This is a genomic window from Streptomyces sp. NPDC104381, from assembly GCF_055583745.1.
This window is the reverse complement of record NZ_JBVJNK010000007.1, coordinates 156,346-168,925: the sequence shown is the minus strand read 5'-3', so window position 1 is coordinate 168,925 and position 12,580 is coordinate 156,346. Positions and strand designations below refer to the sequence as shown.

Below are 12,580 nucleotides of genomic sequence, written 5' to 3'. Positions count from 1 at the left end.
TGCCGCCGGGCCCCGTCCGTACCTCCGCCGCTCCCGGCCTCAGCCCCTTACTCCTTCCCGCCCTTCTCCGCCCCCTCGCTCCCGGACCGGCCCCGCCCGAGATGGCGCAGGGTGAAGTCCAGCTCCAGCCGCACCTGCTTGATCCGCTCCTCCACGACGAGCGAGCCGTGTCCCGCGTCGTAGCGGTACACCTCGTGGACCGCGCCACGGGCCGCGAGGCGGTCCACGTAGTTCTCCACCTGACGGATCGGGCAGCGGGGGTCGTTGACGCCGGCCGAGATGTAGACCGGGGCCCGCACGGCGTCCACATAGGTCAGCGGGGACGACGCCTCGAAGCGCCCGGGCACCTCCTCCGGCGTCCCGCCGAGCAGGGTGCGGTCCATCGCCTTCAGCGCCTCCATCTCGTCGTGGTAGGCGGTGACGTAGTCGGCGACCGGGACCGCCGCCAGCCCGAGGGCCCAGGCCTCCGGCTGCGTACCGAGACCGAGCAGGGTCAGATAGCCGCCCCACGAGCCGCCGGCCAGCACCAGCCGCTCCGGGTCCGCGAGCCCCGACGTGACCGCCCACTCCCGGACGGCCGCGACGTCCTCAAGCTCGATCAGCCCGACCCGGTGCTTGAGCGCGTCCGTCCAGGCGCGCCCGTATCCCGTCGATCCGCGGTAGTTGACGCGGACGACGGCGAAGCCGTGGTCGACCCAGGCGGCGGGCCCCGAGGCGAAGGCGTCGCTGTCGTGCCAGGTGGGTCCCCCGTGTATCTCGAAGACCGTGGGGAACGGGCCTTCACCGGTGGCGGGAGTCTGCACCAGGGCGTGGATGCGCCCCCCGGGGCCCTCCACCCAGGCGTCCCGCACCGGCACCGAGGCCGGGGCCTTCCCGCCCGGCGGGTCGAGGACGACGGCGCCGGTCGTGGACCGCACGGCCGGCGGCTGCGCCGCCGACGACCACAGGTACTCCACCGTGCCGTCCGGGCGTGCCGTGGCGCCCGACACGGTCCCCTGAGGGGTCTCGACCTTTACCGGGCCCGCCGCCCCCGGCTCGTAGCGCCACAGCTCGCTGCGGGCCTCGAAGCCGTGCTCGATCAGCAGCGCGGACCCGTCCGGATACCACTCCGCACCCGCGTCACCGGGCAGGTCGACCGGCAGGTCCGTCTGGGTGCCCGCCACCGGGTCCCAGATCATCGGCTCCCACCGCCCGCGCCGCTGGTGCCCCACGAGCAGCCGGGTGTCACCCGCCACCGGGGCGAAGCCCAGCACCGACAGACCGAGCTCCTTCGTGCCGCCCTCGGTGTCGTCCAGCTCCGCGACCGTCGAACCGTCGGCGCGCACCACCCGCAGCGCGGAGTGCATGGCGTCGCCGTGCTCCGTGTGCTCCAGGGCGATCAGCGTCCCGTCGTGGGAGAGGTCACCGACCCCGGCGGACTCCCGGTGCCGGTAGATCTCGACCGGCTCGTCCCCGGGGCGCACCAGGTGGACCGTCGTCCCTTCCTCGTCCGTCGAGCGGCCGACCACAGCGGTGCCGTCCCGGCCGATCGCCAGCCCGGCCGGGTAGGAAGGTTCGAGACCGGGCGTGGCCGGCTCGTCCGCGCCGCCGTCGAACGGCTGCCGCATCCACACGCCGAACTCGTCGCCGTCGGTGTCGGCGAACCACCAGACGGACTCGCCGTCCGGCGTCAGCACGCCGTCGGTCGTCCCGTTGGGCCGGTCCGTGACCTGGCGCTGCTTCCCGGTCGCCCGGTCCCACGCGTACAGCTCGTACGTGCCGGTGGCGTTGGAGACGAAGAGCGCCCGGTCGGGAGCGTCCTCCGCCCAGTCGGGCAGGGACACCCGCGGGGCGCGGAAACGCTGCTCCCACTGCGGCGGCTCCTGCTCCCGCTCCTGTACGGACTGGTCGTTCTGTGCGTCGCTCATGACCCCATCCAACCCGATGTGGCCACCGAGCCGGGGCGGCCTGTGGATAACTGTTCGCACGCACCCCCAGCCTGTGGGTAACTTTCCCGGCATGTACTCACCGACGCCCGACGACTGGCGCGAGGCCAACCGAGCACGCTGGGACGAACGCGTCGCGATCCACGCCGCCAGTGACTACTACGACCTCGACGCCTTCCTGGCGGGCCGGGACACCCTGCGCGGCTTCGAGGTCGCCGAGGTCGGTGACGTGACCGGCCGGACCCTGCTGCACCTCCAGTGCCACATCGGCCTCGACACCCTCTCGTGGGCCCGTCGTGGCGCGGCCCAGGTCGTGGGCCTCGACTTCTCCGAGCCCGCCGTCGAGGTCGCCCGCGGCCTGGCCCGCTCGCTGGATCTCTCACAGGAGCGCGCGACCTTCGTCGCGGCCGACGTGTACGACGCCGCGGAGGCCGTCCCGGACTCCACGTACGACATCGTCTACACCGGGACCGGCGCGCTGAACTGGCTCCCGGACGTGCCCCGCTGGGCGGAGGTCGCGGCCTCACTGGTCGCGCCGGGCGGGTTCCTCCACCTGGCGGAGTTCCATCCCCTGACCGACTGCCTGGACGACGAGACCGGTTCGACGATCACGTACGACTACTTCAGCCGCGATGCCTGGGTGGACGAGACACCGGGCACGTACGCCGACTTCGACGCCGCGACCGTCCACAACCGCAGCGTGGAGTGGCAGCACCCCGTGGGCGAGGTCGTCTCGGCGCTGGCGGCGGCCGGGCTGCGGATCGAGTTCCTGCACGAGCACGACGCCTCGCTCTTCGCCCGCTACCCGGCTCTCGTGCGGCACGCGGACGGCACCTACCGCTTCCCGGCCGACCGCCCGCGCATCCCGATGATGTACTCGATCAAGGCGTCCCGGCCGGCCGGCGGCTGAGGAGCCGCGTCCAGGCCGGACCTCCGGCAGGGCCCGCCCGGCGTGAACTGCGCCCGGGCGGGCCCCTCCAGGCTCTACGCGCGTTACGCCGCGGAGTTGAAGGCCGGGAGGTAACCGTTCGACTGGCCGATGGCCTTCGGGTGGTACGAGTTGGTGACCGGGATGGACACGCTGTGGATCCACGCGTCACCCGAGCAGAGTTCGTGCCCGGTGAATTCGTCCACCACGCTCGAGTACGTGAACCCCGCGTCGGCCGCCCGCTTGGCGAGCACCCCGTTCAGCACGTCCGAGGCGTTGTTGATGGCCCCGCGCTCCGTCTCGGTGAGGCCGGCGATGCAACTGCCCGACAGCTGGTAGAAGCGCGGGTAGCCGAGGACCACCACATGGGCCTGCGGCGCCCGTGAACGGATGCCCGAGTAGAGGGAGTCGAGCCGGCCGGGCAGCGTGTTCTGCATCTCGGAGACCGCGGTGTTCACCCGGGCGACGCAGGTGGCCTCGCTCTGCAGGACGCAGGTCTGCATGACGTCCGCGAAGCCGACGTCGTTGCCGCCGGCCGTGAGGCTGACGAGCGTGGTCGACGCGCTCAGCGCGCCCAGCTGGCCGCTGGACACGGACGACGTCGTCGCGCCCGAGCAGGCGACGAACGCGAACGTCGCCGGGGCGTTCGCGTTCTTCCAGAGGTACGGGTAGGCGTTGGTGCTGCGTTTGCAGTCACCGCTCTCCGAGGTGTAGCTCCCGGCGCCGACTCCGGAGGAGTAGGAGTCGCCGAGGGCGACGTAGTTGCCGCCGGCGGCGGACGCGGGTTGCGCGAGGCCGAGTGCTGCCACCGCTGCGACCGCGAGGGTGATGAGGGATGCCCGGAAGGTTCGTACTGACATGGCTGCCAGCCCTTCGAAATGTGGGGGACGAGTGGGGAGTTCGTGGGGCGTGCACGTTTGTAGCAGCTCCCGGTACTCGTCGGTAATGGGCGCGGGGAAAGTCGTCTGATATGCCCGAAGGATCGTTCGGTAGACGATGCTCCGCGCGTAGATAAACCTTCAACAGGCCCTCGAAAGGGTGAAGTTGTGGATCACTCCGACACCTCGCGCGACTCCTCCGGGTCATCTTCAGGGCAGCGCCATCTGTTCGAACGGCAGCCGCTTCCCGCCGTCGCCCCGCCTCCACAACCACCCCGGCCCCGCTCACGAACGACCCGCGGCCCGCCCCGCGGACGACCCGTGAACCCGCCCGCGAACGACCCGCGGCCCCACACGCGGACGCGGCCGCCAGGAGATTCCTGGCGGCCGCGGTGGGTCGGGTCGAGGGCGGGCCTAGAGGGTGCGCTCCAGGCGGTCCGCCATCAGCCTGCTGAAGCGCGACGGGTCACTCAGCTCGCCCCCGTCCGAGAGGAGCGCCAGCCCGTGGACCAGCTCGGCCGTCTCGGCCAGTTCGGTGCGGGCGCCCTCCTCGTCGCTCTGCTCGGCGTGTGCCTTCTTCAGCCCGCTGATCAGCGCGTGCGAGGGGTTGAGTTCGAGGATGCGCTTGATCTGCGGCACCTCCTGGCCCATGGCGCGGTACATGTTCTCCAGCGCCGGGGTGACATCGTGCGTGTCGGAGACGATGCAGGCCGGCGAGACCGTGAGCCGCGAGGAGAGACGTACCTCCTTCACGGTGTCACCGAGCTGCTCGGTCATCCAGGCCAGCAGACCGGCGTAGTCCTGCTGCTGCTTCTCACGCTCGGCCTCGACCTCCTTCTTCTCCTCGTCCGTGTCCAGGTCCACCTCGCCCTTGGAGATGGACTGGAGCGGCTTGCCGTCGAACTCGGGAACGGACTGGACCCAGACCTCGTCGACGGGGTCGGTCAGCAGCAGGACCTCGAAGCCCTTGGCGCGGAACGCCTCCATGTGCGGCGAGCTCTCCATGGCGGCGCGCGACTCGCCCGTCATGTAGTAGATCTGCTCCTGGCCCTCCTTCATGCGCTCCACGTACGAGCGCAGGGTGGTCAGGCCCTCCTCGTCCTGGGTCGAGGCGAACGAGGAGATCTCCAGGATCGCGTCCCGGTTCTCGAAGTCCTGGAACAGGCCCTCCTTGAGGACCCGGCCGAATTCCTTCCAGAACGTCGCGTACTTCTCGGGGGCGCCGGACCTCATGTCCTTCACCGTGGAGAGGACCTTCTTGACCAGGCGGCGTCGCATCATCTCGATCTGCCGGTCCTGCTGAAGGATCTCGCGCGACACGTTGAGCGAAAGATCCTGGGCGTCGACCACGCCCTTCACGAAGCGGAGATACGTCGGCATGAGCGCTTCGCAGTCGTCCATGATGAATACGCGCTTCACATAGAGTTGGACTCCGCGCTTGTGGTCCTGCATGAACAGGTCCTGCGGCGCATGGGACGGCAGGAAGAGCAGCGCCTGGTATTCGAAGGTGCCCTCCGCCTGCATGCGGATGGTTTCGAGCGGTTCGGTCCAGTCGTGACTGATGTGCTTGTACAGCTCGCTGTACTCCTCATCGGTCACGGAGTCCTTCGACCGGGCCCACAGGGCCTTCATCGAGTTGACCGTCTCGGTCTCCGGTTCGGCGCCCTCCTCGCCCCCCGCCGCCGCCATGCGGATCGGCCAGGTGATGAAGTCCGAGTAGCGCTTGACGATTTCCCTGATCTTCCAGGGGGACGTGTAGTCGAAGAGCTTGTCCTCGGCGTCCTCGGGCTTGAGCCGCAGCGTGACCGAGGTGCCCTGGGGCGCGTCGTCGACCGACTCGACGGTGTAGGTGCCCTCGCCGCTGGACTGCCAGCGCGTGCCCGTGTCCTCGCCCGCGCGCCGGGTCAGCAGGGTGACCTCGTCGGCGACCATGAAACTCGAATAGAAGCCGACACCGAACTGGCCGATGAGTTCCTCGGACGCGGTGGCGTCCTTGGCTTCCTTCAGTTCCTGGAGGAATTTCGCCGTACCGGAATTCGCGATCGTCCCGATCAGCTGCACGACCTCGTCGTGCGACATTCCGATGCCGTTGTCACGCACGGTCAGCGTGCGCTTCTCCTGATCGGCGTCGATGGCGATATGGAGGTCGGAGGGGTCCGCCTCGATCGTGTCGTCGCGGAGCGTTTCCAGTCGCAGCTTGTCCAGCGCGTCCGATGAATTGGAGATGAGCTCACGCAGAAATACATCCTTGTTCGAGTAAATCGAATGGATCATCATCTGCAGGAGCTGGCGCGCTTCTACCTGAAACTCGAACGTCTCGGCCGGCATGGGTGCGGGGTCCCTTTCCTGGGGTAAGTCAACTGAGGCGCTCCATATCGTAACCAGGCACCGGCCCGGCCATGTGCCGGTTCGCCCACGGCCGTTGGCCCCCGGGCCCGCGCACGCCGCCGGACACGCGTGAGGGGCGGCGCCCGAGCGGCGTCCCGCCGGGCAGACTGGGGCCCATGGGCGATACGCGAGCGACTTCCCGGACCGTGGGCGACCTCGGCCTCCCTCCTGTGATCACGTGCCGGGAGCCCGGCAGCTTCGCCCGGGGCGTCATGGCCGAGCGCCACCCGGCGCTGATCGAGCAGGTGCGCGAAGCCTTCCCGTACGGCCCGGAGCAGCGCCGCGCCCTGGACGCCCTGCTGCGCGAGATCCTCCACGGCGTCGTCGAACCGCTCCGTCCCGGGACCCCGGACCGCGAGCTCTGGCTGGGGCGGGAGCCGGAGCACTTCGGGCGTCCATGGTTCGACGCCCCGTTCCTCTGGGCCGAGAGCTACTTCTACCGGAGGCTCCTGGAGGCCGTCGGCTACTTCGGCGAGGGGCCCTGGCAGGGAGTGGACCCCTTCGCCTCCTTCAAGCGGGCGGAGCTCGGCGGCTCCACCGTCGACGAGGAACTCCGCTCCCTGGACGACCTCGTGGGTGTTCCCGCCGCCGAGCGGGCGGCGGCTCTCCTCCAGGCATCGCTCTGGGGCAACCGCGCCGATCTCGGCTTCCGCGGCCCGGCGGGGGAGTCCACCCCCGGCGAGGCCGACCCCGGTCCGGTCGCGGACGACAGCGCCGCACTGTGGTCGCTCCTGCCCGTCGGCTCGCGGGCCACGGTGGCCGTCGTCGCGGACAACACCGGCCGTGAGCTGATCCCCGACCTCGTCCTCATCGACCATCTGCTGTGCCACGGCCACGCGGAGCGGGTGGTGCTCCATGTGAAGCCGTGCCCGTACTACGTCTCCGACGCCATGACGGCCGACGTCGTCGACTGCCTGCGCCGGCTGAGCGGGGCCCCCGGCGAGGCGGGCGTGATCGGCGAGCGGATCTGGGAGGCGATGGGCGCGGGGCGGCTGGACGTACGTACCCACGCGTTCTTCTCCGCGCCGTATCCGTACGAACGGATGCCCGCGGACCTCCGGGAGGAGTTCGGGGCCGCCGCGCTGACGATCCTGAAGGGCGACCTCAACTACCGGCGCCTGGTGGGCGACCGGCGGTGGCCCGCGACCACGCCGTTCGCCGGCCTCACCGCGTATTTCCCGGGTGCCGTCGCGGCCTTGCGCACGCTCAAGTCCGATGTCGTCGTGGGCCTGGACCAGGAGATCCTGGACCGCCTTGAGGGGTCCGGCCGGGCCTGGCGCACCAGCGGCACGCACGCCCTGATCCAGGTGCGCCCGTAGTCACGCGGCCCGGCCCAGGTGCGCCCGTGGTCCGCGGGCGCCGCCCCTACTCCACCCCGTACCGGCTGAGGAGGTCGTGCCAGCCCGCCTCCAGCCGCTCGATACCCAGACCGCGTTCGCACGTCAGATGGTGGACGAGGGGGGCGTCGATCGACCCGAGCAGCGTGTGGGCGAGCAGCTCCGGTTCGCCCGCCGCACGCGCCTGGCGCAGCAGCAGGGTCACATGGCTGAGCCTCAGCCGCTGCGCGGGAACCTCGTACGTACGCAGCGGATCGGTGCGGGACGCGAGGATCAGCTCGTGGTGGTCGCGTTCATGGCGCATGAGGGCCGGGCCGAAGGCGTGCAGCCGCTCCGCCGCGGGGGCGTCCGGGCCCATGGGGGGCGGCCCGGAGAGGAAGGCGGCCTGCAGCAGTGACTCGCGGTGGTCGAGGAGGGCGATGAGCAGGCCGGTGCGGTCCTTGAAGCGCCGGAAGACCGTGCCCTTGCCGACCCCGGCGGCCGCCGCGACCGATTCCATGGTGAGGTTCGCCGCCCCGCAGCGGACCAGGAGGCGTGAGGCGGCGTCCAGCAGCAGCGCGCGGTTGCGCGCCGCGTCCGCCCGCAGCATCTCGGGTCCGCCGGTGGGGGCGAGCGCGAGATTCGTCCGCGCGTCGCCGGGGTCGGGCGGCTCGGGAAGCGGAGGCAGGGGAGCGGTCATGGCTTCAGGGTAGCCCCGGACGGGAGTAAGTGGACCGTGGTCCGTTTAGGTGGTACAACTTTAAACGGACTCCGGTCCGCTTACTTCCGCACTCTCCGTCTCCCGGGAGCTTCCCCCATGTCTGTACGCATCCTCGCCCTCGTCGGCAGCCTCCGCGCCGGCTCCCACAACCGCCAGCTCGCCGAGGCGGCGGTCAAGCACGCGCCCGAGGGCGTCGCGGTCGAGCTGTACGAGGGCCTCGTCGACGTCCCGTTCTACAACGAGGACATCGACGTCGAGGGCAGCGTCCCGGCCGCCGCGGCCCGGCTGCGTGAGGCGGCCGGCAGCTCCGACGCGTTCCTGCTGTTCTCGCCCGAGTACAACGGCACCATGCCGGCCGTCCTGAAGAACGCCATCGACTGGCTGTCCCGCCCGTACGGCGCCGGCGCCATGACCGCCAAGCCGGTCGCCGTGGTCGGCACCGCCTTCGGCCAGTTCGGCGGCGTCTGGGCGCAGGACGAGGCCCGCAAGGCGGCCGGCCTCGCGGGTGGAGCGGTCCTGGCGGACGCCAAGCTCTCCATCCCCGGTTCCGTGACCCGCTTCGCCGAGCTCCATCCGGCGGACGACGCCGAGGTCGTCACCGCGCTGACCGAGGTGCTCCGCCAGGTCGCCGAGGGCACCGCGGCCGCGGCCGCCTGACCTGGCGCCTTTTCCCGTGGGCCCGGCCCCTTTCTCGCAGGAGAGAGGGGCCGGGCCCACGCGCGTTTCCGGGGCCTGGCACCCGGAACGCGCATAGTTACGGCAATCTGGCAAACAGAATCGTTGACAATCCTGTTGGCCTAGATTTAGGTTCGACAGGCACTCACTCAGGGGGGCAACGATGCCGAAGGCAGCCGGTCCGGCCAGTGGGGAGCAGGCCAGGCAGCTGGCTCTGACCCGACTGCGGCAGGCGATTCTGCGCGGCGAGATGGCACCGGCCCAGCGGCTGGTGGAGAACGAGCTCGCCGAGCAGTTCGGTGTGACACGGGCCAGCGTCAGAGCGGCGCTGATCGAGCTGGAGTCGGAGGGACTGGTCGAGCGGATCCGTAACCGCGGATCACGGGTGCGGTCGGTGAGCGTCGACGAGGCCGTCGCGATCACCGAGTGCCGCATGGCCCTGGAAGGACTCTGTGCGGCCAAGGCCGCCGTCGTGGCGAGCGACGAGCAGCTGGACCGGCTCACGGAGGCCGGCGACGCCATGACCAAGGCCGTCGCCGACGGCGAGCCCCTGCTCTACTCCGACCTGAACCATGAACTCCACGCCATGATCAGGGAGTTCTCCGGTCAACGGACGGCCGTCTCGCTCCTGGAGCGGCTGAACGGCCAACTGGTGCGCCACAGGTTCCAGCTCGCCCTGAGGCCCGGACGCCCCCAGCAGTCCCTGAGTGAACACCTGGCCATGATCGACGCGATCAGGGCCAGGGATCCGCAGGCGGCCGAGGCGGCCGTCCGCTCCCACCTGGCGAGCGTGATCGAGGCACTGCGCGGTTGACGCGCCGCGTCCGGTCGACGCACCGCGCGCACGGCGCGCCGCGCTGGTGGGCCGATGCCCCGTCCAGCAAGGAGAGTTCAGCCATGACAACCGAGACGGCCCGGACCGCGGAGCGGCCGGCATGAGCGGCGTCATCGTCACCGGCCCGCCCAAGGCGGACGCGCGGGACATCGAGGCACTCGCCGGCTACGGCGTGGCCACCGTGAGCGAGGCCATGGGCCGTACGGGCCTGCTCGGACCGGGACTGCGCCCGATCCAGCAGGGCGTACGGATCGCGGGCAGCGCGGTCACCGTGCTCAGCTGGCCCGGCGACAACCTCATGATCCACGCGGCGGTGGAGCAGTGCGGCGAGGGCGACGTCCTCGTCGTCACCACCACCTCCCCCTCCACCGACGGCATGTTCGGCGAGCTGTTCGCCACCGCGCTCCACAGGCGCGGGGTGCGCGGCCTCGTGATCAACGCGGGCATCCGCGACACCCAGGAACTGCGGGACATGGGCTTCGCCGCCTGGGCGAAGGCGGTGTCCGCGCAGGGGACGGTGAAGGCCACCGGGGGGTCCGTCAATGTGCCGGTCGCCATCGGGGACCAGGTGATCCGCCCGGGCGACGTCGTCATCGCCGACGACGACGGAGTGGTCGTCGTGCCCCGCGAACGCGCCCGGGAGACCGCCGATGCGTCCGAGGCACGCGAGGCCAAGGAGGCCAAGGCGCGCGCGGCCTTCCTGGACGGCCAACTCGGGCTGGACCGCTACGGACTGCGCGAGAAGCTCGCGGACCTGGGCGTGCGGTACACCTCGTACGAGGACCACGCGCGGGGGGCCGGGGCGTGACCGGCGGGCCCGTGGAGGTCCGCTGCCTCCTGATGCGGGGCGGTACGTCCAAGGGGGCCTACTTCCTCGCGGACGACCTGCCCCGGGACCCGGCCGCCCGGGACGATCTGCTGCTGCGGATCATGGGAAGCCCCGACCCCCGCCAGATCGACGGCCTGGGCGGGGCGCACCCGCTCACCAGCAAGGTCGCGGTCGTCTCCGTGCCGGACGACCCGGACGCCGATGTGGACTACCTCTTCCTGCAGGTCGGCGTCGACAGCCCGGAGGTCTCCGACCGCCAGAACTGCGGCAACCTGCTCGCCGGGGTCGGCCCCTTCGCCGTGGAACGGGGCCTGGTCGCCGCCGGGGACGGGCAGACGTCCGTACGCGTCCGGATGGTCAACACCGGGGACCTGGCGACCGCGTCCTTCCCCACCCCCGGCGGGCGCGTCGACTACACGGGGCCGGCGAGGATATCCGGGGTGCCGGGGGCCGCCGCGCCCGTGGTGATCGAGTTCGCCCGGGGCGACAGCCCGCTGCTGCCCACCGGCCGGGCCCGTGACGTCATCGCCGGCACCGAGGTGACCTGCGTCGACAACGGGATGCCCACCGTGCTCATCCCGGCCGGTGCCCTGGACGTCACCGGCTACGAGAGCCCGCGCGAGCTGGAGGAGAACGCCGCCCTGCGCGACCGCGTCGAGCGGATCCGCCTCGAAGCGGGCCCCCTCATGGGCCTCGGCGACGTCAGCGGCACGACCGTGCCCAAGCTCAGTCTGCTGGCCCCGCCCGCCCAGGACGGCGCGGTGACGACCCGTACCTTCATCCCGCACCGCTGTCACACCTCCATCGGCGTCCTCGGTGCCGCGGGCGTCGCCGCCGGGCTGCGGGTCCCCGGGGGCGTCGGCGACGGCATCGCCCGGCTGCCCCAGGACGGCGACCGGCTGCGGATCGAGCACCCCACGGGCTTCGTCGACATCGAGGCCGTCGTCGGGACGGACGCGGACGGGGCCCCCGCCGCCGTACGCACCGCGGTGGTGCGTACCGCGCGAAAGATCTTCGACGGGACCGTCTTCCCACGGCCCGAGCAGACAGCCCTCCCGTCCGAACCCTCCCCGCAAGGAGCCGCAGATGACTCCCCCTCTCGGTGACATCGCCCATGTCGGCCACGTCGAACTGCTCACCCCGGACCTGGACGGCAGCGTCCGGTTCTTCACCGACTACCTCGGCCTGACCGTCAACGGGCAGGACGGCGACTCCGTCCACCTGCGCACCTACGACGACTACGAGCACCACAGCCTGGTGCTCACCGCGGCCGCCAAGCCCGGCCTGCGCCGCACCGCCCTGCGCACCTCCAGCGAGGAGGCCCTGCTGCGCAGGGCCGGCGAGCTCGAAGCGGCAGGCCGTGCGGGGCGCTGGGTGGAGGACGAGCCGGGCATCGGCAAGCTCTACCTCACCGCCGACCCGGACGGGCACGAGATCGCCCTGTACTGGGAGAGCGAGTACTACCAGGCGCCCCCGGAGCTCAGGCCCGCGCTGAAGAACCAGCCGCAGGCCAAGCCCAACCGGGGCGTGGGGGTGCGCCGCCTGGACCACATCAACTTCCTCGCCGCCGACGTCGCCGCCAACGCCGACTTCCACCAGCACCTCCTCGGCGCCCGGCCCACCGAGCAGATCCAGCTCGACACGGGCCGGATCGGCGCCAAGTGGCTGACCTTCACCGACAAGTCGTACGACGTCGTCTACACCTCGGACTGGACGGGCTCCACCGGACGCCTGCACCACATCGCCTTCGCCACCGACACCCGCGAGGACATCCTGCGGGCCGCCGACCTCGCCATCGACAGCGGCGTGTTCATCGAGACGGGCCCGCACAAGCACGCCATCCAGCAGACGTTCTTCCTGTACGTGTACGAGCCCGGCGGCAACCGTATCGAGCTCTGCAACCCGCTCACCCGCCTCGTGCTGGCCCCCGACTGGCCGCTGGTCACCTGGACCGAGGCGGAGCGCGCCAAGGGGCAGGCGTGGGGTCTGCGGACGATCGAGTCCTTCCATACGCACGGCACCCCGCCGCTGGACTGAACCGGCGAGGGGAGGGGGCGGGCGGCGCACACGGTGTGCCGCCCGCCC

11 protein-coding genes are annotated in these 12,580 nt (G+C 71.2%); 7 read left to right on the top strand and 4 right to left on the bottom strand.

The window, feature by feature from the left end; genetic code table 11:
• Nucleotides 1-47: 47 nt before the first annotated feature.
• Nucleotides 48-1,907: a S9 family peptidase gene (locus tag ACZ607_RS25070; RefSeq protein WP_469738006.1), complete on the bottom strand. Its 1,860-nt coding sequence runs from the start codon at nt 1,905-1,907 to the stop codon at nt 48-50.
• A gap of 91 nt (nt 1,908-1,998) precedes the next feature.
• Here ACZ607_RS25070 and ACZ607_RS25065 point away from each other — a divergent pair, with 91 nt between their 5' ends.
• A complete protein-coding gene (locus ACZ607_RS25065; protein WP_469738004.1) occupies nt 1,999-2,835 on the top strand; it encodes a class I SAM-dependent methyltransferase in 837 nt (278 codons plus the stop codon).
• 83 nt (nt 2,836-2,918) lie between these two features.
• Here ACZ607_RS25065 and ACZ607_RS25060 read toward each other — a convergent pair whose 3' ends face one another.
• Nucleotides 2,919-3,713 (bottom strand): SGNH/GDSL hydrolase family protein, encoded by a 795-nt coding sequence (locus tag ACZ607_RS25060; RefSeq protein WP_469738003.1) that lies wholly within the window; start codon nt 3,711-3,713, stop codon nt 2,919-2,921.
• Nucleotides 3,714-4,145: 432 nt separating this feature from the next.
• Nucleotides 4,146-6,059, bottom strand: a complete 1,914-nt coding sequence (gene htpG / locus ACZ607_RS25055; RefSeq protein WP_469738001.1) for a molecular chaperone HtpG — start codon at nt 6,057-6,059, stop codon at nt 4,146-4,148.
• Nucleotides 6,060-6,235: 176 nt separating this feature from the next.
• On the opposite strand from htpG, the gene ACZ607_RS25050 reads away from it, so the two are divergent.
• Nucleotides 6,236-7,438 carry a damage-control phosphatase ARMT1 family protein gene (locus ACZ607_RS25050; protein ID WP_469737999.1) on the top strand — a complete coding sequence of 401 codons (1,203 nt, stop codon included), beginning with the start codon at nt 6,236-6,238 and terminating at the stop codon, nt 7,436-7,438.
• Between the two features lie 46 nt (nt 7,439-7,484).
• On the opposite strand, the gene ACZ607_RS25045 is transcribed toward ACZ607_RS25050, so the two are convergent.
• Nucleotides 7,485-8,135, bottom strand: a complete 651-nt coding sequence (locus ACZ607_RS25045) for a TetR/AcrR family transcriptional regulator (RefSeq protein ID WP_469737997.1) — start codon at nt 8,133-8,135, stop codon at nt 7,485-7,487.
• Between the two features lie 117 nt (nt 8,136-8,252).
• On the opposite strand from ACZ607_RS25045, the gene ACZ607_RS25040 reads away from it, so the two are divergent.
• The 5 genes from ACZ607_RS25040 to ACZ607_RS25020 all read left to right on the top strand — a co-directional run bounded on the left by ACZ607_RS25040 (nt 8,253) and on the right by ACZ607_RS25020 (nt 12,532).
• Complete coding sequence (locus ACZ607_RS25040) at nt 8,253-8,813, top strand: NAD(P)H-dependent oxidoreductase (RefSeq protein ID WP_469737995.1); 561 nt, start codon at nt 8,253-8,255, stop codon at nt 8,811-8,813.
• 181 nt (nt 8,814-8,994) lie between these two features.
• A complete protein-coding gene (locus tag ACZ607_RS25035) occupies nt 8,995-9,645 on the top strand; it encodes a GntR family transcriptional regulator (RefSeq protein WP_469737993.1) in 651 nt (216 codons plus the stop codon).
• 121 nt (nt 9,646-9,766) lie between these two features.
• Nucleotides 9,767-10,474 (top strand): 4-carboxy-4-hydroxy-2-oxoadipate aldolase/oxaloacetate decarboxylase, encoded by a 708-nt coding sequence (locus ACZ607_RS25030; protein WP_469737991.1) that lies wholly within the window; start codon nt 9,767-9,769, stop codon nt 10,472-10,474.
• Nucleotides 10,471-11,601, top strand: a complete 1,131-nt coding sequence (locus ACZ607_RS25025) for a 4-oxalomesaconate tautomerase (protein ID WP_469737989.1) — start codon at nt 10,471-10,473, stop codon at nt 11,599-11,601. Before ACZ607_RS25030 ends, ACZ607_RS25025 begins: the two co-directional genes overlap by 4 nt.
• Entirely contained in the window at nt 11,582-12,532 is a 951-nt protein-coding gene (locus ACZ607_RS25020) for a VOC family protein (protein WP_469737986.1), read from the top strand. Before ACZ607_RS25025 ends, ACZ607_RS25020 begins: the two co-directional genes overlap by 20 nt.
• Nucleotides 12,533-12,580: the final 48 nt, after the last annotated feature.

Coding starts and splice junctions, on each gene's coding strand:
- ACZ607_RS25070 (WP_469738006.1), bottom strand. CDS start 1,907: ATGAGCGACGCACAGAACGACCAGTCCGTACAGGAGCGGGAGCAGGAG.
- ACZ607_RS25065 (WP_469738004.1), top strand. CDS start 1,999: ATGTACTCACCGACGCCCGACGACTGGCGCGAGGCCAACCGAGCACGC.
- ACZ607_RS25060 (WP_469738003.1), bottom strand. CDS start 3,713: ATGTCAGTACGAACCTTCCGGGCATCCCTCATCACCCTCGCGGTCGCA.
- htpG (WP_469738001.1), bottom strand. CDS start 6,059: ATGCCGGCCGAGACGTTCGAGTTTCAGGTAGAAGCGCGCCAGCTCCTG.
- ACZ607_RS25050 (WP_469737999.1), top strand. CDS start 6,236: ATGGGCGATACGCGAGCGACTTCCCGGACCGTGGGCGACCTCGGCCTC.
- ACZ607_RS25045 (WP_469737997.1), bottom strand. CDS start 8,135: ATGACCGCTCCCCTGCCTCCGCTTCCCGAGCCGCCCGACCCCGGCGAC.
- ACZ607_RS25040 (WP_469737995.1), top strand. CDS start 8,253: ATGTCTGTACGCATCCTCGCCCTCGTCGGCAGCCTCCGCGCCGGCTCC.
- ACZ607_RS25035 (WP_469737993.1), top strand. CDS start 8,995: ATGCCGAAGGCAGCCGGTCCGGCCAGTGGGGAGCAGGCCAGGCAGCTG.
- ACZ607_RS25030 (WP_469737991.1), top strand. CDS start 9,767: ATGAGCGGCGTCATCGTCACCGGCCCGCCCAAGGCGGACGCGCGGGAC.
- ACZ607_RS25020 (WP_469737986.1), top strand. CDS start 11,582: ATGACTCCCCCTCTCGGTGACATCGCCCATGTCGGCCACGTCGAACTG.